This is a genomic window from Microlunatus ginsengisoli (assembly GCF_039537205.1).
Classification (GTDB): Bacteria; Actinomycetota; Actinomycetes; order Propionibacteriales; family Propionibacteriaceae; genus Microlunatus; species Microlunatus ginsengisoli.
The window spans coordinates 68,505-88,593 of sequence record NZ_BAABAB010000025.1 but is presented as its reverse complement, the minus strand read 5'-3'; the positions used below and the strand labels follow the sequence as shown (position 1 = coordinate 88,593).

At 68.5% G+C, this 20,089-nt stretch carries 18 protein-coding genes and 1 tRNA gene; 8 read left to right on the top strand and 11 right to left on the bottom strand.

From position 1 onward, the window contains the following. The first annotated feature begins 257 nt into the window (after window positions 1-257). Entirely contained in the window at window positions 258-575 is a 318-nt protein-coding gene (locus ABD747_RS17635) for a PAAR domain-containing protein (RefSeq protein WP_344806980.1), read from the top strand. Between the two features lie 33 nt (window positions 576-608). On the opposite strand, the gene ABD747_RS17630 is transcribed toward ABD747_RS17635, so the two are convergent. The 6 genes from ABD747_RS17630 to ABD747_RS17605 all read right to left on the bottom strand — a co-directional run bounded on the left by ABD747_RS17630 (window position 609) and on the right by ABD747_RS17605 (window position 6,049). After that, on the bottom strand, window positions 609-1,292 hold the full coding sequence (locus ABD747_RS17630) for a hypothetical protein (protein ID WP_344806978.1): 684 nt from the start codon (window positions 1,290-1,292) through the stop codon (window positions 609-611). After that, window positions 1,292-3,415 carry a hypothetical protein gene (locus ABD747_RS17625; RefSeq protein ID WP_344806976.1) on the bottom strand — a complete coding sequence of 708 codons (2,124 nt, stop codon included), beginning with the start codon at window positions 3,413-3,415 and terminating at the stop codon, window positions 1,292-1,294. Before ABD747_RS17625 ends, ABD747_RS17630 begins: the two co-directional genes overlap by 1 nt. Window positions 3,416-3,531: 116 nt before the next feature. Next, window positions 3,532-3,972, bottom strand: coding sequence for a nitroreductase family deazaflavin-dependent oxidoreductase (locus ABD747_RS17620; RefSeq protein WP_344806974.1), 441 nt, complete (start codon window positions 3,970-3,972; stop codon window positions 3,532-3,534). Between the two features lie 45 nt (window positions 3,973-4,017). Beyond that, entirely contained in the window at window positions 4,018-4,530 is a 513-nt protein-coding gene (locus ABD747_RS17615; RefSeq protein WP_344806972.1) for an LURP-one-related/scramblase family protein, read from the bottom strand. A gap of 104 nt (window positions 4,531-4,634) precedes the next feature. Beyond that, on the bottom strand, window positions 4,635-5,108 hold the full coding sequence (locus ABD747_RS17610) for a GtrA family protein (RefSeq protein ID WP_344806970.1): 474 nt from the start codon (window positions 5,106-5,108) through the stop codon (window positions 4,635-4,637). Next, window positions 5,105-6,049 carry a glycosyltransferase gene (locus ABD747_RS17605; RefSeq protein WP_344806968.1) on the bottom strand — a complete coding sequence of 315 codons (945 nt, stop codon included), beginning with the start codon at window positions 6,047-6,049 and terminating at the stop codon, window positions 5,105-5,107. Before ABD747_RS17605 ends, ABD747_RS17610 begins: the two co-directional genes overlap by 4 nt. Window positions 6,050-6,192: 143 nt before the next feature. On the opposite strand from ABD747_RS17605, the gene ABD747_RS17600 reads away from it, so the two are divergent. Next, window positions 6,193-7,983, top strand: a complete 1,791-nt coding sequence (locus tag ABD747_RS17600; protein ID WP_344806966.1) for a DUF6020 family protein — start codon at window positions 6,193-6,195, stop codon at window positions 7,981-7,983. A 29-nt stretch (window positions 7,984-8,012) separates the two neighbouring features. Here the strand turns inward: ABD747_RS17600 and ABD747_RS17595 are convergent, their stop codons facing one another. The 3 genes from ABD747_RS17595 to ABD747_RS17585 all read right to left on the bottom strand — a co-directional run bounded on the left by ABD747_RS17595 (window position 8,013) and on the right by ABD747_RS17585 (window position 10,039). Further along, window positions 8,013-8,627, bottom strand: coding sequence for a hypothetical protein (locus ABD747_RS17595; protein WP_344806964.1), 615 nt, complete (start codon window positions 8,625-8,627; stop codon window positions 8,013-8,015). Between the two features lie 128 nt (window positions 8,628-8,755). Continuing rightward, window positions 8,756-9,241, bottom strand: coding sequence for a carboxypeptidase-like regulatory domain-containing protein (locus ABD747_RS17590; RefSeq protein WP_344806962.1), 486 nt, complete (start codon window positions 9,239-9,241; stop codon window positions 8,756-8,758). A gap of 225 nt (window positions 9,242-9,466) precedes the next feature. Next, window positions 9,467-10,039, bottom strand: coding sequence for an ANTAR domain-containing protein (locus tag ABD747_RS17585; RefSeq protein WP_344806960.1), 573 nt, complete (start codon window positions 10,037-10,039; stop codon window positions 9,467-9,469). Window positions 10,040-10,289: 250 nt separating this feature from the next. Here ABD747_RS17585 and ABD747_RS17580 point away from each other — a divergent pair, with 250 nt between their 5' ends. Continuing rightward, complete coding sequence (locus ABD747_RS17580; RefSeq protein WP_344806958.1) at window positions 10,290-11,231, top strand: bile acid:sodium symporter; 942 nt, start codon at window positions 10,290-10,292, stop codon at window positions 11,229-11,231. 165 nt (window positions 11,232-11,396) lie between these two features. Here ABD747_RS17580 and ABD747_RS17575 read toward each other — a convergent pair whose 3' ends face one another. Both ABD747_RS17575 and ABD747_RS17570 read right to left on the bottom strand, forming a co-directional pair. Continuing rightward, the gene (locus ABD747_RS17575) at window positions 11,397-11,852 is read right to left on the bottom strand and encodes a hypothetical protein (RefSeq protein ID WP_344806956.1); all 456 of its coding nucleotides are present in this window, start codon (window positions 11,850-11,852) and stop codon (window positions 11,397-11,399) included. 1,285 nt (window positions 11,853-13,137) lie between these two features. After that, window positions 13,138-13,210: transfer RNA gene (locus ABD747_RS17570), tRNA-Ala, on the bottom strand. A gap of 183 nt (window positions 13,211-13,393) precedes the next feature. Between ABD747_RS17570 and ABD747_RS17565 the strand changes: the two genes are divergently transcribed. The 5 genes from ABD747_RS17565 to ABD747_RS17545 all read left to right on the top strand — a co-directional run bounded on the left by ABD747_RS17565 (window position 13,394) and on the right by ABD747_RS17545 (window position 20,087). Further along, window positions 13,394-14,479, top strand: coding sequence for a WD40/YVTN/BNR-like repeat-containing protein (locus ABD747_RS17565; RefSeq protein ID WP_344806954.1), 1,086 nt, complete (start codon window positions 13,394-13,396; stop codon window positions 14,477-14,479). A 72-nt stretch (window positions 14,480-14,551) separates the two neighbouring features. Beyond that, window positions 14,552-14,971 (top strand): DUF5318 family protein, encoded by a 420-nt coding sequence (locus tag ABD747_RS17560; RefSeq protein WP_344806952.1) that lies wholly within the window; start codon window positions 14,552-14,554, stop codon window positions 14,969-14,971. Next, window positions 14,964-17,240 (top strand): transglycosylase domain-containing protein, encoded by a 2,277-nt coding sequence (locus ABD747_RS17555; protein WP_344806950.1) that lies wholly within the window; start codon window positions 14,964-14,966, stop codon window positions 17,238-17,240. Before ABD747_RS17560 ends, ABD747_RS17555 begins: the two co-directional genes overlap by 8 nt. Then, complete coding sequence (locus ABD747_RS17550; protein WP_344806948.1) at window positions 17,240-18,949, top strand: glycosyltransferase family 87 protein; 1,710 nt, start codon at window positions 17,240-17,242, stop codon at window positions 18,947-18,949. Before ABD747_RS17555 ends, ABD747_RS17550 begins: the two co-directional genes overlap by 1 nt. 61 nt (window positions 18,950-19,010) lie before the next feature. Continuing rightward, window positions 19,011-20,087, top strand: coding sequence for a hypothetical protein (locus ABD747_RS17545; protein ID WP_344806982.1), 1,077 nt, complete (start codon window positions 19,011-19,013; stop codon window positions 20,085-20,087). Window positions 20,088-20,089 lie beyond the last annotated feature (2 nt).

Sequence of the window (20,089 nt, the reverse complement as noted above, 5' to 3'; positions counted from 1 at the left end):
TACACCCCAGCTGAAACACTGGCCAAACACATCGGTGTTGCGTTGACCCCCTGAGCCCGCCGCGAAGTCGCGGTTGGACGCGCGAAGTGGGCCGATCGGATGGGGCGGAGATCTGGACGCGCGAAGTGGGGGTGTAGGCGCTGGGGCGTGGGGGGACGGAGGCATGCCCGAAAGGGCAGCCGCCCCGGCCCCGCGAGCTCTGGTCGGCGCCGACCGTGGCTGGGATCATCGATGGTGACTCCGCTGGAGGTGAACCGATGCCGACCGGACCTGCGCTGCGCGCGGGCGACACCGTCGTCTGCCCCCTGATGGACGGGCCCAAGCCGCACGTGGGCGGGCCGATCACCCCGGCCGCCGCCGTCCCGACGGTGCTGATCGGCAACATGCCGGCCGCGGTCGCCAACGCGATCCCGGGCGGAATCGTCTGCGTCTCGCCGGCACCGAACGGCATCGCGATGGGCAGCATGACGGTGATGATCGGCGGCTTCCCGGCGGCCCGGCTCGGCGATCAGAGCCTGCACGGCGTGCCGATCGCGCCCGGTCCCGGCTGCCCGACCGTGATCATCGGCGGCTGATCCGCGGGTGGTGATCGCCGGCGGCCGACCGGCTCAGCCGCGGAACGGCACCGCCGCGGTCCGCACCACGAACCGGCGATAGGGCTCGTCCTCGTCCAGCGCCCCGCGCAGCCGTCCGGTCACCTCGACCGCGATCGCGCCGACCGTCGGCTGCGTCGCGGGGTCGTCCAGCTCCGGACAGCTCACCGCGATCGTGCCGTACGTCCCGGGCGGCACCTGCGCCGGTGTCCCGACCCCACCGAAGACGGCGGGGTCGGACGAGACGAAGCCCGCCTCCAGCGGCCCCGCCGGGTACCAGCGAGACTCCGTGCCGTCCTGGTCCTCGACATGGACCACCACCGAGCCGGGGTCCAGCTGGAACTCCGCCGCCGCCTCGCCCGCGCCGACGGCCTGCAGACCGATCCCGATCCCGGTGACAGCCGCGGCATAGAACGTCGCGACGGCGACGGGTTGCTGCCGGGCCCGGGCGGCGACCCGCTCGGCGAGGGCGGCCACCGGATCGAGCGCGGGATGTCGCAGGTCGATCTCACGCTGCACTCCCGCCAGCTCGGCCCGCTCGTCGGGGTCGGTGTCGGTTCGCCAGGTCCCGATCGCGGGGCTGCCGTCGCGCGACGTCCGGACGAGCAACCGGGCCGAGCCGTCGCCGCCGACCACGAGCTCCTCGTCCACCTCTCGCGGGCCGGGTGAGACCCACTGAATCCGGGCGATCTCGGCCATCACTTCACCTCGGCGGTGAACGACTTCTCGAACAGCGTCTTCAGCTTGTCGTTGAACTGCTTGACCATCGGGTTGAACTGATCGGCCCGGATCGAGGTGTTCTTCGACGAGCCCATCAGGCTCTGCACGCTGTAGGTCACGTTCTGGTCCGGCGCGGCCTTGCCCGTCCCCAGCGGCGAATGCCCGCCACCCGCGGCGGCCGCCTTGTCCGCGTCCAGCTGGGCCTTCATGTGCGCCACCAGGGCGGCCATCTGCGGATCGGGCGGACCCAGCGCCGCGACACCGCTCGGGGGCGTGGTCATCACCCGGTTCACCTCGGCGGCGATGGTCGACTGGAGATCCGCGACGCCGGTGGCCAGCGCCGGCTTCACCACCGTGCCGATCAGGTCGGCGGCGACCTCGGTGCAGGCCCTCCTCGAGTTCACCGAGACGACGTCGTACGCCTTCCGGTACAGCTCCGTGGCCCGGGTCATCTTCGGCGCCGGTGCCGGCGCGCCGCCCGGGGCGGCTCCCGGTGCCGCGCCCCCTGCCGGTGCTGCCCCGCCCGCCGGTGCCACGCCGGGTGGTGGTGCCGCCGCACCGATCGCGGCGGCCTTGACCAGAGCCGCCATCTTGGTCGCGAACGCGGCCGGGGTGACGCCGGACTCGATCGCCGAGCCGGCCGTACCCCAGGTCGCCGGCAACGCCATCAGCTGACCGGTCAGCCCGCTGGACGGGAAGATCACCGGCAGCCCGAAGAACGTGCCCGGCCCACCGGCCGAACCGACCGTGCTGCCCGCTACGCCGGCCGCGTTGGCCTGCTGTGCACCACCGGTCGCGGTCATCGCCGGCACCGACGACTTCACGTTGATGCTGGTGTCGCCGACCCCGGCCACGTTCACCGTCGCACCCTGGGCGGCGTCGAGCGCGGCCTCGTACGCCGCGACGATCTGGGTCGTCATCCGCGCCGCGTCGAAGCCCGCGTCGACGCCCTGCCCGGAGATCGTCACGTTGCTGAAGTTCGCCGTGCTCTGGAAGGCCACCGCCCGCGGCACGCTCGGACCCAGCTTCGGATCCGATGCGGCGGTGAGGCCCTTCTCCAGCTCGGTGCGGACCGCGGCGTCGACGACCCCGGTCCGGGCCGCCGCCGCCATCTTGGTCTTCACCGCGGCCCGCTTGGCGCGGAACGCGTCCGTCACGGCCGGCAGCGTCGTCTTCAGCTGGGCGATCAGCGGCTTCTTCAGCGAGGCCAGCACCATCCGTTCGACGGTCTTCTTGTCCAGCGCGGCCATCGCGCTCGGCGCGCCTGCGGGTGCGGCCTGGTGCAGCAGCGCGTTCAGCATCTCGTTGCTTTGGCTGTACTCGTCGTCGATGCCGAGCAGGTGGCCGTACTCGTGGGCGGCGATCACCTTGTCGTCGTTGGTGTAGCCGCCCTTGTTCAGGTAGTAATTGCCGGCGTCGATCGGATTTCCGGTCTTCGGGTCGGCCTGGACCGACTTCGGGTGCACGATGATCACCTGGTCGTGCGCCTCGGCGAGCCCGAAGACCGCGACCGAGTTGAAGGTCACCGGCAGCCGCTTCTTGGTGTTCGGTTCGGTGAAGTTGAACTCCTCACCGACCAGCGTCAGCTTGCCGTTCCACGGCTTCACCTGCTCCTTGACGATGTCTTGGCACCAGGTTCGCCGGTCGTCCGGATCGTTGGCCGGGATCTCGGTCGGGCTGCCGAGCAGGGCGCCGAGCGGCGGCGTGCCGGGCGGTGCTCCGGGCGCGGTCGGGTCGACGCCGTTGCGGGACTGGTTGAGGAACTGGATCCGGACGGTCACCGTGACGCCGGTGTCGCCGCTGCGGGTCATGTCGTAGGAGACGTCTCCGCCGTACTTCTGTGCGCCCGCCTTGCCGCCGGCGCCCGGCTGGTTGTACAGCGTCTCGTCCGGTGGGGTCTCCTTGACCGCGACCCGCTGCAGGGCCCCGTCGGCAATCTGCCGGACGGCCGCCAGCACGGCCTGGTTCCCGGCCAGCCGCTGCAGATCCAGCGACGGCGCGGGAGCGGTCCCGGCTCGGCCGGCGACCCCGCTCGGGTCGGCCACCCGGGTAGGCGTTCCCTTCTGACGCACGGGCGCGGCCTGGTGCTGGGGTCCAGGCACTCGCGCATGCTCCCCCATGGCAGAACTGAACCACCCGGGCCGAACGGCGGTCTACGTGGCCGGTGGTGCGGTGCCCGGACGGACCCGAGGATCTGCGCGTTCGGGCAGGCGCGCCGTCAGGCTCCGGCGTCCACCCTGGTCAGCCGGAACACCGGGAACACCCGAGAGGTCTTGGTCTCGTAGTCGGCGAAACCGGGGCGCAACTCGACCATCCGCCGCCACAGTTCGTCCCGCTCGCTCCCGGTGATCTCGGTCGCGTCGACGGTGAACGTCTCCGTGCCGACCTCCGCGGTGATCCGTGGATGCGCCTTGAGGTTGTGATACCAGTCGGGATTGGTCGGCGCGCCGCCCTTGGTCGCCGCGATGACCATCTCCCCGCCGTCGGGCAGGTAGACCAGCGGATTGACGCGCTCGAGCCCGGATCGGGCGCCGCGGTGATGGATCAGAATCATCGGTGCGCCGGCGAAGGGGCCGCCCACATTGCCCTGGTTGGCCCGGAACTCATCGATCACCTTGTCGTTCCAGCCGCCGCCCGGTCTGGAGGCATTCGTACTCACCCCCTCACTGTAGGAGGGGCAGTGGACGGACGCCCGCGCCGTCGGTCAGTCGTGCGTCATCGCGTCGATGCACACCGTGATCGCCAGCACCAGCGCCGGATCGACGCCGGGGTGGATCTCGACGCCGTACGTGTCGCGGAGCCGGAACCACTTCTTCGACACCTCCGCGACGGTGTCGCCGTCGCGCTCGATCTCGTACTCGTGGTCGACGATGTTGCCGTGCGCCTTCAGGTCCGGCGCGCCGTCGACGTCGATGGTGAACCGCTCCCGGATCCCGACCAGGGCCTTGCGAACCGTCGCCTTGCCCGCCGCGCCCTCGATCTCCATCGAGTCGCGGACCCGGAGCATCCGCTCCTTGATCTTCGCCACCTCCCGGCCGGAGGTGTCCTCGATGATGAACGTGTCGCGCACCCGGAGGGCCTTGCCGTCCACCTTGTACGCCCGCTGCCCGGCCTCGTTCTCGATCCAGTAGTCGTCGCCGATCGCGATCAGCTTCTGCCGCATCTGGAAACGCAGCACCGGCGCCTCGTTGCGGCCCAGTCGGTCTCGCAGCCCCATCAGATCCCGTCCCTTCGTCGTCGATCTCCGACCCTAGGCACAGTTCGCCGCCGAGACATGACCCGAAACGGATGATCCGGGCAGCGACCAGGAATCCGGGCGGGTCAGCGGCCGCGGTGGCCGAACAGCCAGCGATAGCCGAGGTAGTTGGAGATCATCCCGACGCCCATCGCGCAGATCTTCGCGAACGGAGCCAGGATGTCGTGGGACAGCTGGGGGACCAGCAGCTGGCCGAGATGGATCACCGTCCAGATCACCGCGGACTGGATCACCAGTGCCGAGACCAGGGTGACCGCGACGAACTGGACCACGGTGCCCTGCACGCTCCGGGTGGTACGGAAGACGAAGGCCCGGTTGAGCAGGTAGCTGACGCAGAGGGTGATCGAGGTCGAGATCACGTTGGCGACGAGCGGTGCCAGACCGACCACGACCGCGAACAGCGTGAACAGACCGAGGTCGAGCAGCGTGTTGAAGCCGCCGACGAGGACGTACCGCCAGAACGCGCCGCGCGGCCGGGCCGGCTGGTCGCCCGTGCCGCTGCCAGCACTGCTCGCCGTGCTGTCCGGCAGGGAGCTCATCGGGGATCCGGCCCGCGTACGGCGCCCCAGCGCAGGTACTCCAAGCGGGCCGCCTCCTCCCGGGCTCGCAGCACCCCGTTGAGCACGAGGCCGACCACGAAACTGAGGATCGCGATCAGGATCAGGGAGGAGGCCAGCACCGCGGTCGGCAGCCGGGGAACCAGGCCCGTCCGCCAGAACTCGACGACGACCGGGATGCCGAGGATGAGCCCGAGCAGGGTGAACAGCGCCGACACCAGGCCGTAGAAGACCACCGGGCGCTCGTGCTGGAGCAGCAGCCCGATCAGCCGCAGGATGCGGAAGCCGTCGTGGTAGGTCCGCAGCTTGCTCACGCTGCCCGCCGGCCGGTCCTTGAAGCCGACCGCCACCTCCGTCTGCGGCACCCGGAGCCGCATCGTGTGCACGGTGAGCTCGGTCTCGATCTCGAACTCCCGGGACAAGGCCGGGAACGACTTGACGAAGCGGCGGGAGAAGACCCGGTAGCCGCTGAGCATGTCTGTCACGGTCTCGCCGAACAAGAAGCCGACCAGCCGGTTGAACAGCCGGTTGCCGGTCTCGTGCCCCGGCCGGTACGCGCTCTGCCCGGTGGTCTCCCGGCGGACCCCCAGCACGTGGTCGAGCGGGCCCTCGCGCAGCGCGGAGATCATCGCGGGCGCGGCACCGGCATCGTAGGTGTCGTCGCCGTCGATCAGCAGATAGATGTCGGCGTCGACGTCGGCGAATGCCCGCCGGACCACGTTGCCCTTGCCCTTGCGCGGCTCGGTCCGCACGATCGCGCCGGCCTCACGGGCGACCGCGGCGGTGTTGTCGGTGCTGTTGTTGTCGTAGACGTAGACGGTGATGTCGGGGACCGCCCGCTTGAGATCGCAGACCACCTGAGCGACGGCGGCCTCCTCGTTGTAACACGGCACGATCGCAGCGATCGTGGGCGTGCTGGTCATCACATCTCCCTCTGCCGGCCGCCGGTGGTCTCGGCGGGTTGTTCGAGGGTAGTCGAGCCCGGCTCGCCGCGACGGGTCTCGACACGGACTCCGCGGCGGCGCGATGGGCCGGACCGGGGTTGTCCGACACCTATCGTTGTGCCGTGCTTCGCCCCGACCCTCAGCCGCAGCCGCCGCACCAGGCTGCCCGGCTGCGCCGGATGCTCGCGTCCACCGATGTGATTGCGGCCGTTCTCGCGCTGTTGTTCGCCGGCTTCTTCGTGGTCGGCGGCTCCTTCGCCGCAACGGACAGCACGATCTGGTTCAGCGCCTCGGTCGGCGCTGCGCTCGGCAGTCTGCTGATCGTGCTGCTGCTCGCGGTCGTGCTGTACCTGCCGATCAGGATCGGTTATCGCTGGTTGGACCGGCGCTGGGACTCGGCGGCGGACCCCGACGCGGCCGCTGCGGCGCAGGTCATTCCCATGCGCCGGGCGCTGCGCCGGTGGTTGCTGCCCAGCGTCGGCATCCTGCTGGCCGGCTGGATTCCGTGGCTGCTGATCCACTACCCGGGCAGTGTGGACTCCGACACCATTACCCAGTTGTTCCAGTCGTTGGGCCTGGCGCGGCGGGTCGACCATCATCCCTGGTTCGACACGGCGATCTTCGGCTGGTTCTGGGATCTCGGTCGCCCGTTCGGCAGCTACAACCTCGGGCTGTTCGCGTTCCTGCTCTTCCAAGTCGTGGCCACCGCGTTCGCGATGGCGCTGGTGCTGGTCTATCTCGCCCGGCTGGGCCTGCCGAGAGGCCCGCGGCTGGTGCTGACCGTGTTCGTCGCCGCCTTCCCGACCTTCGCGATGTCGGTGGCGGTGATGAGCAAGGACACCTTCGCGGCGATCTTCTGGCTGCCGTTCTTCGTGTTGTACGTCGAGGCGCTCCGCACCCGCGGCCGGTTCCTGATGCGACCCTGGATCGCGCTGGGGGCCGTCGGGGTCTGCATCCCGCTCGTGCTCGCGAAGCGCCCGAACGTCTACGTCCTCGTGCTCTGTGTCGTGGTCCTGCTGCTGGTCGTCGCGCGAGGCACCCGGCTCCGGCTTCTGCTCGGCACCGGCGTGGTGCTGGTCGTCACGAGCGTGCTCTGGCCGCACGTGGTCCTGCCCGCGCTGGGAGTGGCGCCCGGCACGGGCACCGACTCGCTCTCGATCCCGCTGCAGCAGACGGCACGCACGGTGCGGCAGCACGGCAAGGACATTTCGCCGGCGCAACGAGCGGCGATCGACCGGGTGCTGCGATATGACGGACTGGCCAAGGCGTACGTCCCCCGCCGCTCGGACTCGGTGAAGGGTCGCTGGGACGACGAGGCGCCGTTGAGTGCGAAGCTCGCGTACTTCAAGGTCTGGCTCACGCAGCTCTTGCGCTATCCCGGGACGTACTTCGCGGCCACCGCGAACAACACCTACGAATACTTCGCTCCCGTCTCGCGACTGGATTTCCAGAGTGACCTCGACCTGCGCCGCTACATCGACTTCTGGGTGTCGCGGAGCTTCAAGGGGACGACTCGGGCCCAGGTCGAGGAGGTCGCGCTCGCGCTGCGCCCTCCGGCCGCGCTGGCGCCGGTGCGGTCAGCGGTCAACCGGGCCACGACCACCTTCACCACGGGGAACCTGCTCGCGAGCAAGGCCTTGTACTGCTCCTGGATCCCGCTCCTGGCGCTCGGCTTCGCGCTGCGTCGACGAAACTGGTTCCTCGCCTTGGCGACCGTGCCGCTGTTCCTCAACCTCGCGATCCTGGTCGCCGGCCCGATCGCCCTGCCGCGCTACATGATCCCGCTGATCCACGGCAGCGTGCTGATGGTCGGGCTGCTGCTCGTCCCGATCCGTTGGCTACCCGCGCGGCTCGACCCGGTGGCCGAAGGTGACCGGCCGGCGGCCGTCTCGGACGCGCACCACCCTGGTTGATCGCCGCCGTGCCGCCCCGCGCGACCAGGTCAGTCGGACTCGTCCGCAAGCGCGAAGGCGTACCAACCGTCGCCGCGATCGGTGTACTGCCAGGACGGCTGGGTACCGTCAGGTGCGGCGCCGGGCGGGCCTGAGGGCAGATACGCGAACCCACTCGCCTCGTCGGCGTTCTCGTAGAAGTAGTAGCCGCCGTCGTCGGTCTGGCACGCGGTGATCCCATACAGACCGACCCCGGACGGACACGCGATCGGGAAGGCTCCAGGGGTGTCGGCATCGGCCGGCGCGGGAGGAGCCGGTGGCGGCCCCGCGAGCACGACGAGCCGGTCGAACGCGGCGCGGCTCAGTCCGAAGCGGACTGTCTGCGGCAGGTCGAGGCGGGTGGCGACGAGAAGGAGCGCGATCAGCACCGGCACCGCGACGAGGAACGGCGGGCGCTGTCCACGACGCAGCGCGCTGATCGACATCGCGAGCCAGGTCGGAACCGCCAACACGAACAGACACCAGGAGACGACCACACCGATGGGCGTTCTCTCCGCGTAGCTGTGCGCCCACGCGTTGACGGCAACGGCGAGGATTGTCACCGCGAGGAGCAGACCGGCTGCGCCGCGCGAGACCGCCGGCGCGTGCTCCGCCGTGCGGGGCATCGAGCCCGCGTCAGCCGACATCGTGCTCCCCCGGGTTGGAGACGGACCCGCCGTCGGGCCGCTGCACGGCCAACGGTAGCCGCGTCGCGGTCAGGCTGGGTCAGATCGGCATCGTCGAGGAAGCCGCGCTAGCAGACGCCGGGAATGTCGGCTCCCGGCGTGATCGGGTATTCGACGAAGTCCACCTCGCTGGTCTCCGGCACGCTGATCATCACGTCGTCCGGTGCCCTGCCGACGATAGCGAAGCCGGCATTCAAGTCGCAGGAATCGCCGGCGGTCACCTGATACTGGCCCGGCTGCAGCTCGACGACATACCGTCCGCTGCCGTCGGTGACCGTATGGATCTCGTTCGCGTAGGTGGCATTGACGAGCCACTCGAATCGGACATACGCGTTGGGATACGGCCGCCCGGTCTCGCGGTCGGTGATCTGACCGGATACGACACTCGTACCGCCCGTGTTCGTACCGCCCGTGTTCGTACCGCCCGTGTTCGTTCTGCCCGTGTTCGTTCTGCCCGTGTTCGATGTATCGGTGTTGGATGTGTCACCGCTCGGGGTGTCGCCGCTCGATGTGCCACCGTACGGCGATGCGCACGCCGCCAGCACCAGCATCATGACTGCCACGATCGACCACTTCTTCATGCCGCCCCCAACCCGTCGCGACCGCGTGAGCACGCGCACTCTCCAGAACCCCGCGGATCCCGATCTGATACAGCTCAGCGGCTGTTCGGGCACCGGCCGGGCGCGCGGCTACGGATCTGGAACTCGTGGCGGGCCGCTTCAGGCGGAGCCTCGGCGGCTTGCGGCGCCCCGCTGCGACGCTCGAGTTGCGTCGTCAGGTCACGCTAAAGCGCCGGTGTCTCCGGTCATCACCAGTTCCTCGGCTATCTCGCGCAGCTTGCGGTTCGTTCTGCTACTCGCCTGCTGCAAGACGGTGAAGGCCTCCTCCTGAGTGACCACTCGCGTGCTCATCACGATGCCGATGGCCGCGCCGATGACGCGAGACGAACGAAGGGCCGCTTGGAGTTGCTCGACCTGGTCATCTTGAAGCACACCCTCGCGGTGTAGCTCCAAGATCATCTCGCGATCGATGTCGACGTGCGCCTCCAAGTCGTCGATTCTGAGCCGATCCTCCGCCGCGAGGGACTCGATAGCCTCGACGCGTCGTCGTACTTGCTCCTCGCGGGCCTCGCCGGCGTCAGCGCGACCTTGGGCTATCGCCTCGCGGGCTTCGCTGGCGTCAGCGCGACCTTGGGCTAGCGCCTCGCGGGCTTCGCTCGCATCCGCCCTGTCTGCACTGGCGTCCGCGCGGTTCGTGAGCGCCGCCAACTCTTGCCGAAGGGTGGCAAGTTCGTCGCGGAGTCCGTCGATCTGCTGCTGAAGGCCTGCCTCGCCGTCCAGCTCGTGGTTCATCCTTCGGATTATGCCCACAGATTGCTGAGAATGGGCGAGGGCTGCGCTGGCTTCAGGTGGATCTCGACCCCGAGCGGCCGCGCAATCGTGTGGCCGTCAGTCCGAGCCGGCCCTCCGATCGGTCTCTACAGCTAGCGCTCCCCTCCGTCCAGGTGCATCATGCTGAATGCGCTGCTGGCGCATCGGAGACAGAGCGCAGGCTGGAGCCGCGAGCCGTCGGATTCAGCGGGCTCGAGAGAAAGAACCACAAATGACAACTCAGGCCAGTCAGGTTGTGCTGATCAACGGCTTCGGCGTCCTTTTCGTCGTACTGAATGCGTTCGGACTCGGGCTCAGGCTTCCGGTGGGCAAGTTGTTGGCACAGGCCGTGGCGCATTGGAAGATTGCCGTTTTGACATTGGTCGCCAATTTCGTTGTGATTCCCACCCTGTTCGTCGGCTATCTCGTCACGATAGCTTCATCCATTCCGGACGAGATCAAGGTCGGGTTCTGCATCGCCGCCTTGTCTGCGGGGATGCCGTTCGCCCCAGTTCTTGCCAAGCTGGGCAGGGCAAACATCAACATCGCCACCATGCTCTTGGTGCTCCTGACCGTTGCCACCACCATTGCCCTCCCGCTCGGGTTGCCCCTTGCAATCGACGCGGTCGACGTTCAGCTCAAGACCTCGTCGTGGGATATCGCCTGGCCGCTCCTTCTCTTCCTTCTCCTGCCATTGGCTCTGGGCTGCGTCTTCAGGCTGTTATGGTCCGATCTCGCAAAGCCGCTGCAACGCTGGACCGTGCGCGTTGCGATTCTCTCCTTGCTTTTGAACCTGAACTTCACACTCCTTGTGTATTGGGGCCTTTTCGTCCAAACGTGGGGTACTGGGAGCTACCTCGCTGCGCTTGCCGGCCCGTTCATCGGACTTGGCTGTGGTTACCTTCTGGTCACGGCCGTCCGGGTCAAGAACGTCCCCATCAGGCACGCCGCCGAAATCACCACGGCCGTTCGAAACATCGCGCCCATGCTTTTGATGATGATCTTTCCGTTTGCTGCCGACCCGCTGATCACCGTCTCCATCACGATCCTGAACACGATCGGTATCGTCACCGTCCTGCTCTTCGTACTGGTGTGGCGGCGGACCAACTCCGGTGCTCCTCCGACCGACGAGCCGAAGACCGCCCAGGCGGCTCAGGGAGCCGCGATCGAGTGACCACCCTGGAGATGCGAACCGACGACTGAAGTCGGCCACGTCAGTCGGGCCGAACGGTGTGGAGCCAAGGGGACTCGAACCCCTGAACCTCTTCCGGCAAAGGTCAACATTCCCGCCGTCTGGGTCCGGTCGCGCTCGGTAGAACACCGACGCACAGTGGCGGGCTCACTGCGTAGCGTGGTCGTTGCTGTGCTTCGGCGCTGTACTCCGACTCCGGCCGATCTGCCGACCAAGGTAACCGCCGGCGATCGCAACGGCACCGATGAGGCCAAGTAGGAAGAATCCAAACGCGATCAGCTCAGAGACGAAGCTTGCCGCGTGCTCGTGGATGTACCCCCACGAGATGTACAGCGTTCCGACCGTTGACGTCACCAGTGAAACGACGACCCAGCGGACAGCGATCCAGGCCAGGGGACGGCGCCGCCAACCGTCGAGCCCACCCCATACGAAGGCCACGAGCGCGTAGAGGGCGAACATGAGTAGGCCAGTGCCGAGTCCGTCGTCGTCGGCGAAGATCGGTGGGCCCGCCTGGACTGCGAGGGTTCCGCCCGCGAAGACCAGGACAGCGAACGCGGTCTCAAGCAAGAAGCGGACGGTGCCCTTGGGCGGATAGCTCAGCACGGAGCAAGTGTGCCAAGTGTGAGGACGGGCATCGGATCGAATCACAGCGGCACCCGGCGGCTCAGCGAGCAGCTCGACTCGGGCCAAGCGAGCGGGGATGCAGCGTTCCCTGTCAAGGTCCCGTTGCTGTACTTTGCTGCTGTACTCGGCCCTCGCGGCGAGTGCTACGAAACAGGCTCTGACGAGGGGTGGAGCTGAGGGAACTCGAATCCCCTGACCCTCTGCTGCAAACAAGACCTGGGCCGCCGCTCCGTGGCCGATCTGATGCTCGCTGAGTCCGGGAACGTCCACGCGTGTCCCGGTGCGGGCGCGGCCATTGTCACTCAGTTGGTCACTCAACGGAATGCCAGCGGTGGCCCCGCGAAGATCCTCTGTTCAGCGGGTGCGCTCGACGACGCGCCAACCTTGGTCGGTTCTTGCTAGTCGATACTCGACGCGTACGTTGCCAGCCAGAGTGGTCCAAGCGCGTGCGGTGAGGTGGCTAACGACCGCGTGCCAGCGTCCGGTCTGCTCCATCATGCTCAGCGAAAATGCCCGCTGTTCGAGGTCTGCGCACGGTTCGGCTTTCGTGGTCAGTCTGCTGACGGTGTCGCAGTCCCCGGCGGCTTCCGCCTCGAGGTACAAATCGGCTACGGCGATGGCTGCGCGTTCACTGAAAGCGTGCGGCGATAGGAAGAGATACCAGCCAACGACGACCAGGAGCGCTGCAGCCGCTGCTCGCCAGCATGTGCGATGGGTGAGGCTCCGACGCCGACGACTCCTGGTCGGGACGCCGCTCATGGCTCAGAACGATACTTGTTCGGATGTACCGTGCAGAGGGTTGGCGCGAGCGGTCTTCGTCGGATGATTGCGGTGAGTGTGGCGGCGCGGCCCGCGGCGAAGCGGGGACAGGCGCTGCTTGCCGGCGCTTGCGCCGGCCCTTGATGCGGCCAACGTCCGACGCTACTTCCCTCGCGCGTTGGCAGGTGTGCCCGGCGTTGAGCCGAGCGAATGGACGCCGCCGGAGATGCGGCATTCCTCTGTATCGCTGTCGTCCGATGCCGGAATCCCCATCGAGGAGATTGCGCGGCTGGTCGGGCACCGCGGCACGACGGTGACTGAGCTTGTCTACCGCCACCAGCTGCGGGCGGTGATCCAAACCGGCGCGAGCGTTATGGACCGCTTGTTCTCGTCCGAGTTCGTGCAAGATCGTAGTCACGCAGTTAGTCACTCAGGTGCCGAGGACAGCGGTGCAGAGGTCGGCGAAAACGGGTCGAACATGGCTCTGACAGGCAGAACGGTGGCGTGGAGCCAAGGGGACTCGAACCCCTAACCCCCTGCTTGCAAAGCAGGTGCGCTACCAATTGCGCCATGGCCCCGGGCGGCTGACGAGGGCAGCCGGACCGACGCACGATCGTACGCCACCAGGGCCATCGACGGTAACCGGCGAGACGGCGGTTGTGGACGGGGTTTTCGTCGGAGTACACCCTAAAGGTCCATCCGATGATCCGCGGCGGTGAGAAGAGTCATGATGCAGAGAGACAGTCGAGCCGGGAGGCGCAATGACGGAGGCAGTGCTGCTGGTCGGGACCAAGAAGGGTCTGTGGATCGGGCGGTCCGACGAGGACCGGCGAACCTGGACCTGGTCGGAGCCGGAGTTCTTGATGCAGGGCATCTACGCGACCGGCATCGACACCCGAGGGAAAACCCCGAGGCTGTTCGTGGGCGGCACCAGCGAGCACTTCGGGCCGGGGGTCTATCGCTCGGACGACCTGGGGCACACGTGGACCGAGACCCAGGGCGCCACGGTCAAGTTCCCGGCGGGGCTGGGGGCCAGCGTCGAGCGGGTCTGGCAGATCCAGCCCGGCCCGGCGAACGACCCCGACGTCGTCTACGCGGGCACCCAGCCGTCGGCGCTGTTCCGGTCGGCCGACCGGGGCGAGTCGTTCGAGCTGGTGCGCTCGCTGTGGGACCACCCGCACCGGCCCGAGTGGGATGCCGGGTACGGGGGCCAGGCCATCCATACGATCGTGCCGCACCCCGACGACAGCCAGAAGCTGACCGTGGCGATGTCGACCGGCGGGGTCTATCAGACCGCCGACGGCGGGAACAGCTGGAACCCGTTCAACAAGGGGATCAAGGCGTACTTCTTCCCCGATCCGTGGCCGGAGTTCGGCCAGTGCGTGCACAAGGTCGCCGCGCACCCCTCCCGGCCCGACCGGATGTACGCCCAGAACCATCACGGCGTCTACCGCTCCGACGACGCGGGGCGGCAATGGGTGTCGATCGCCGACGGGCTGCCGGCCGACTTCGGGTTCCCGATCGTGGTCCATCCGCACCAGCCGGACACGGTGTTCGTGTTTCCGCTCACCGCCGACAGCGAGCGGATCCCGCCGGGCGGCCGCGCCCGGGTGTGGCGGTCCACCGACGCGGGCGAGAGCTGGACCGAGTCCAGCAGTGGCCTGCCCGACGGGTTCTTCGCCGCGGTGATGCGGGACGCGATGACCGCGGACAACGCCGACCTGACCGGCCTGTACGTGGGCAGCCGGGACGGCTGCGTCTTCGCCAGCCTGGACGACGGCGAGTCCTGGTCGGAGATCGTCCGGCACCTGCCGGACGTGCTCTCGGTCCGCGCCGCGGTGGTCTGAACGAAAGTTCCCGACTGAGAGCAGCTTCACACGGATCGCCAACTGTCCGGGGTGCCATTTACTCTGGATCGCATGTGGTCGCAGCGCGAGGTCATCGATTATGCGCTGCAGCGTCGCTCCACGCTGGAGACGCTGCGGCGTCCCGGCCGCAACCTCGCGCGCCTGGACGCGTGTGACGCCGACCCGATGCTGACCCGCGCGGCGAAGCACCACGGCGAGCTCAGCGATGCGCCCTGTCCGGTCTGCGACAAGCCGGAGCTGACCACGCTGCGCTATGTCTTCGGCGACCAGCTGGGGCAATATTCGGGGCGGATCAAGGCCACCCGCGAGCTGGAGGAGATGGCGCACGAGTTCGGTGAGTTCAAGGTCGTGGTGGTCGAGATCTGCCTGGCCTGCCGGTGGAACTTCATGATCCAGAGCTATCTGCTCGGCGACGGGGTGAAGCGCAAACCCCCGCGCCGGCAGCCGACCGTCGAGGACCTGTATGGCTGACCCCGACTGGGGCCCCGTCGAACCACTGCCCGGGAAGCGGGCCGGCAAGAACGGATCGACCACGCCGACCAAGGCCAAAGAGCCGAAGACCAAGGGTCGATTGTGGGCGGGGCGGATCGCCAAGGTGGTCGCCGCCGCCGCGCTACTCGGCCTGGTCGCCGTCACCGCGATCGTCTTCATCGGCTACAACACCGTCCAGCGGCCCAACCCGAACGCCGACTTCGAGACCGCGACCACCTTCGTCTACTACAACGACGGCAAGAGCCAGCTCGGCAGCTTTGCCATCCAGAACCGGCAGCCGCTGACGTTCGAGGAGATGCCGGACAGCATCAAGCAGGCGATCGTGGCCGCCGAAAACCGGACGTTCTGGGACGATCCGGGCATCTCGATCCGCGGCATGGTCCGCTCGGCCTGGGTGATCGCCCGCGGCGGCGACCTCCAGGGCGGTTCGACCATCACCCAGCAATACATCAAGATCCTCTACCTGAACTCCCAGCAGACCCTGACCCGGAAGTTCAAGGAGCTGTTCCTCGCCTACAAGATCAACAAGGAGCTGAGCAAGGAACAGATCCTGGAGGGCTATCTCAACACGATCTATTTCGGTCGTGGGGCTTACGGCATCCAGGCCGCGAGCAAGGCCTACTTCAACGTCGACGCCAAGAAGCTCACGGTGCCCCAGGCAGCGGTGCTGGCGGCGGTGGTGAACAACCCGAGCATGTTCGACCCGGGCGTCTCCGACGACAACGTGCCGCGGCTGACCGAGCGCTATCACTACGTGCTGACCTCGATGGCGCAGATGGGCTACATCACCTTCGAGCAGGCCGCGCAATACGCGCCGCTGCCCAAGTTCCCCGAGGTTCCGACCAACGAGCGGTACGGCGGCCCCAAGGGCTTCCTGCTGAAGATGGTCGAGCGCGAGTTGTCCCAGGCCGGGTTCGACGCCGGCCAGATCTCCGGCGGCGGTCTGAGCATCACGACGACCTTCGACAAGAAGGCGCAGGCGGCGGCGGTGAAGTCCGCGCAGACGTACACGAAGCGGTCCGCGGACGCGGCCGGCCAGAAGGCCAGCAAGCTGCACGCGGCGATCGCCTCGGTCCAGGTGGGGACCGGCGAGGTGCTGGCGCTGTACGGCGGACCGGACTACGTGAAGAACTCGCGCAACTGGGCGACGACGGCGCGGCCGACGGCGTCCACGTTCAAGACGTACGCCCTGGCGGCCGGGCTGAAGGACGGCTTCAGCCTGCGATCGATCTTCAACGGGAACACGTTCACCCCGAAGGGCGACAGCACCTCGGTGCGCAACGAGTTTTCCTACCAGTACGGCCCGGTGAGCTTGCTGAAGGCGACGGCGGACTCCATCAACACCGCGTTCGTCGACCTGACCACCCAGATGGACGACGGCCCGGCGAAGGTGATGAAGGCGGCCCAGGCCGCCGGTGCGCCGAAGGGAGCCGGCTGGGACGACAACTCCCGGGTCGCGCTCGGCACGGCCGAGGTGAGCCCGCTGGACCAGGCGAACGCGTACGCGACGTTCGCCAACGACGGCACCTACGTCCCCGCGCACGTCGTCAAGGAGGTCAAGGACGCGTCGGGCAAGGTGATCTATTCCGCCGATCCGCAGGAGAAGCGGGCGGTCAGCGAGGACGTCGCCCGGGACGTGACGTACGCGCTCGAGGACGTGGTCGAGCAGGGCACCGGCTCCACCGTGCGCACCCTCGACCTGCCGATCGCCGGCAAGACCGGCACCAAGGACGTCGCCGACGACATCGTGTCGGCCTGGTTCGTGGCCTACACCAAGCAGATCTCGACCGCGGTGATGTACGTCGCCGGTGACGGCGGCAACGCCGACCTGGACGATTTCCGGCGGCCCGGCGACTCGACATTCTTCGGCGGTACGTATCCGGCGCTGACCTGGGCGGCCTATATGAAGGTGGCCACCGACGGGTTGCCGGTGAAGAAGTTCGCCGAGCCCGCGTGGGTCAACAAGGACTCGGCGCCGAACCAGCCGACGTACGCCCCGACGACCGCGCAGCCGACCCAGACCGAGACCGCCAAGCCGAGCCAGACGCCGACCGCGCCGCCCACCACCACCGCCCCGACCCAGAGTGCGACCACCGAGAGCCCCACCAAGGAGCCGACGAAGAAGCCGACCGGAGGCGCCTCCAGCGGCGGCAACCCCAATGGGAACGGCAATGGCAATGGCAATGGGAAGGGCAATGGGGGCAACGGGAACGGGCAGCAAGGCGCCGACGAAGCCGGCGGCGGCTGATGTCGCTGGTCCGGACCCCCGCGCCGGACACGCCGACTCCCGACGTACCTCCTGCTGATCCGCGCAGCCCCGACGCACCGAACTCCGAGGCCCGGAGCCGGGACGCCCGCACCCCGGACGCCCGCACCCCGGACGCACCGTCGCTCTCCGACGGATTCGTCCGAACCGTCAGCGCCCGGCTGGGCGGCCCGATCGGGCGACACGCGGCGACCGCGGTCTGGTGGACCCCCCAGCGAGTGGTGCTGCTGACGGCGACGGTCTGCTACCTGATCGCGGTGGTCTGGCGGCTGCCCTGCCGGATCACCGCGCCCGGACAGTCCCCGGACCACTTCAAGCTGATGTGCTACTCCGACATCGGCCTGCTCTACTCCGGTCGGGGGTTGATGCAGGGCAACGTGCCCTATCTGGATTCCGGCAACTACGACGTGCTGGAGTATCCGGTTCTCACCGGCTGGTTCCTCGAGCTCGAGCGGCGGCTGGCCGCGCTGTTCGGCGCCGCCCAGGGGGTCGATCTCACCGACGTCCAGCAGGTGCACTCGACCCTGGTGTTCGTCGACGTGAACACCGTGCTGCTGGGCGCCTGCTTCCTCGTCGCCGTGTGGGCGCTGTTGCGCACCATCCCCGATCGGCCGTGGGACGCGATGATGCTGGCCGCATCGCCGTGCGTCGCGGCGGCGGCACTGATCAACTGGGACCTGTTCGCGGTCGCGCTCACGGCGCTGGCGATGATGCTCTGGTCGCGGCGCCGCCCGGGCTGGGCCGGGGTGCTATTCGGGCTCGCCATCGCCGCGAAGCTGTATCCGCTGTTCATCCTCGGACCGCTCTTCTTGCTCTGCCTGCGCAGCCGGCGGCTGCGGTCGTTTGCGGTCCTGATCGGCGCGGCGGTGGTGTCCTGGAGCGTCGTCAATCTTCCGGTGATGGTGCTCGCGCCGGACGCCTGGCTGCACTTTTGGCGGTTCAACGCCGATCGAGGGCCGGACCTGGGCTCGCTGTGGTACGTGCTGAGCCTCGCCGGCTATCAGATCGACCACGTCAACGTGCTGAGCAACGGCTTCTTCGCACTCGCCTGCGTCGGCATCGCGGCGCTGGTCCTGCTCGCCCGCCGGCGACCCCGGCTCGGGCAGGTGGCGTTCCTGGTCGTGCTGGCGTTCGTGATGACCGGCAAGGTCTATTCCCCGCAGTACGTCCTCTGGCTCGTCCCGCTGCTCGTGCTGGCCCGCCCACGCTGGCGGGACTGGTGGGTGTTCACCATCGGCGAGCTGCTCTATTTCGGCGCGATCTGGTGGTTCCTCGGCGGCGAGCTGCAACCCGGCGGCGGTGACCAGGTCCGGCTCTATTGGCTGGCCGTGATCGTCCGGCTCTGCACCCAGGCGTACGTCGGTGCGATGGTGGTGCGCGACATCCTGCGTCCCGAGCACGATCCGGTCCGCGCGGGCGGGCTGGACGACCCGTCCGGCGGGGTGCTGGACGGTGCCGCCGATGTCGAGTGGTTGCGCCGGTCGACGGTCACTGGACCGCGCAGCGAAGCGCGCCCTACGACGAGCGAAGGGCACAAGGCCGAGGACCGTGCCCTGAGCCTGTCGAAGGGAACTGGACCGAGCGGCGAAGCGCGCCCTTCGACGAGCGAAGGGCACGAGGCTGGGGATCGTGCCCTGAGCCTGTCGAAGGGCATCCCTGCAGACGACGGCGAACGTACCGACGGTGACTGAGACCGCGGCCGCGACCCGGACGGACCGTCCCGCAGCGACCCCGGACGTCTGGTCCCGGCGGATGGTGGTCCAGGCGTGGCTGCTCAGCCGCGGGCTGATCGCGCTGGTCGCGCTGCTGCTCGCGGTCTACCAGGGTCGGAGCCTGGTCGACCAGGTCAGCAACTGGGACGTCCAGCACTTCAGCCGGCTGGCGGTCGGTGGCTATCTGTCGGAGCCGAACGGCCAGCTGATGGCTTTCTTCCCCGGGCTGCCCTTCGTGCTCGGTACGTTCGCCCGGCTCGGGGTCCCGATCTGGGTCACCGGCGTGCTGCTGGCCGCCGTCTGCTCCGCGCTGGCCGCCGCCGCGCTGCTCCGGCTCGGCGGCCCCTGGGCGGCGATCGGCTGGCTGTTCGCGCCGACCGCGGTGTTCACCACCGTGCCCTACACCGAGTCGCTGTTCTGCGCCGCTGCGTTCTGGGCGTGGGAGCGAGCCCGGGCCGACAAGTGGGGCGCGGCCGCGGCGCTGGCCGCGGTGGCATGCACGGTCCGAGTGTCGGGGCTGTTCCTGGTCGGCGCCCTGTTCGTGATGATCCTCACCACCCGAAGCGTCTCCTGGACGGTCCGGGCCCGCCGAACCGCGTGGCTGCTGATCCCCGCGGCGGTGCTGGCCGCGTTCGCGACGTACCTCTGGACGCTCAGCGGCAGCTGGACCGCCTGGTATCACGCTCAGTCGACCGGCTGGGTCCGGCAGCTCACCTGGCCGTGGCAGTCGTTCCTGAACACGATCCCGGCGATCCTGCCCGGTGCGTACGCCGACCACCCGTGGTGGTCCGCGGTGTTCCGGGCCGAGATGGCCTCGATGGCGCTCGGGGTGCTGGTCACGGTGTACTGCCTGGTCAGGCGTCGTTGGGCGGAGGCCAGCTGGGTCGGCGTCCAGGTGCTGGCCTTCTCGCTCTCGTACTGGTTCTTCTCGGTCAATCGGGCGATCCTGCTCTGGTTCCCGCTGTGGATCATGCTCGCCGAGTGGGGCACCTGGTCGCCGCGCTCCCGGCCCGCCCGAGTCGTGCACCGGACGCTGGTCGTGCTGGTCGGAGTGGTGATGGTCGGCGGGATGGTGTTCTGGAGCTGGCTGTTCTTCACCGGGCACTGGGCCAGCTGAGC

What these genes read in the sequence shown, in the direction of transcription:
- ABD747_RS17610 (WP_344806970.1), bottom strand. Translation starts at nt 5,108, where the DNA reads ATGAGCTCCCTGCCGGACAGCACGGCGAGCAGTGCTGGCAGCGGCACG.
- ABD747_RS17545 (WP_344806982.1), top strand. Translation starts at nt 19,011, where the DNA reads ATGGTGGTCCAGGCGTGGCTGCTCAGCCGCGGGCTGATCGCGCTGGTC.
- ABD747_RS17605 (WP_344806968.1), bottom strand. Translation starts at nt 6,049, where the DNA reads ATGACCAGCACGCCCACGATCGCTGCGATCGTGCCGTGTTACAACGAG.
- ABD747_RS17560 (WP_344806952.1), top strand. Translation starts at nt 14,552, where the DNA reads ATGTGGTCGCAGCGCGAGGTCATCGATTATGCGCTGCAGCGTCGCTCC.
- ABD747_RS17630 (WP_344806978.1), bottom strand. Translation starts at nt 1,292, where the DNA reads ATGGCCGAGATCGCCCGGATTCAGTGGGTCTCACCCGGCCCGCGAGAG.
- ABD747_RS17615 (WP_344806972.1), bottom strand. Translation starts at nt 4,530, where the DNA reads ATGGGGCTGCGAGACCGACTGGGCCGCAACGAGGCGCCGGTGCTGCGT.
- ABD747_RS17555 (WP_344806950.1), top strand. Translation starts at nt 14,964, where the DNA reads ATGGCTGACCCCGACTGGGGCCCCGTCGAACCACTGCCCGGGAAGCGG.
- ABD747_RS17595 (WP_344806964.1), bottom strand. Translation starts at nt 8,627, where the DNA reads ATGCCCCGCACGGCGGAGCACGCGCCGGCGGTCTCGCGCGGCGCAGCC.
- ABD747_RS17550 (WP_344806948.1), top strand. Translation starts at nt 17,240, where the DNA reads ATGTCGCTGGTCCGGACCCCCGCGCCGGACACGCCGACTCCCGACGTA.
- ABD747_RS17585 (WP_344806960.1), bottom strand. Translation starts at nt 10,039, where the DNA reads ATGAACCACGAGCTGGACGGCGAGGCAGGCCTTCAGCAGCAGATCGAC.
- ABD747_RS17590 (WP_344806962.1), bottom strand. Translation starts at nt 9,241, where the DNA reads ATGATGCTGGTGCTGGCGGCGTGCGCATCGCCGTACGGTGGCACATCG.
- ABD747_RS17635 (WP_344806980.1), top strand. Translation starts at nt 258, where the DNA reads ATGCCGACCGGACCTGCGCTGCGCGCGGGCGACACCGTCGTCTGCCCC.
- ABD747_RS17580 (WP_344806958.1), top strand. Translation starts at nt 10,290, where the DNA reads ATGACAACTCAGGCCAGTCAGGTTGTGCTGATCAACGGCTTCGGCGTC.
- ABD747_RS17565 (WP_344806954.1), top strand. Translation starts at nt 13,394, where the DNA reads ATGACGGAGGCAGTGCTGCTGGTCGGGACCAAGAAGGGTCTGTGGATC.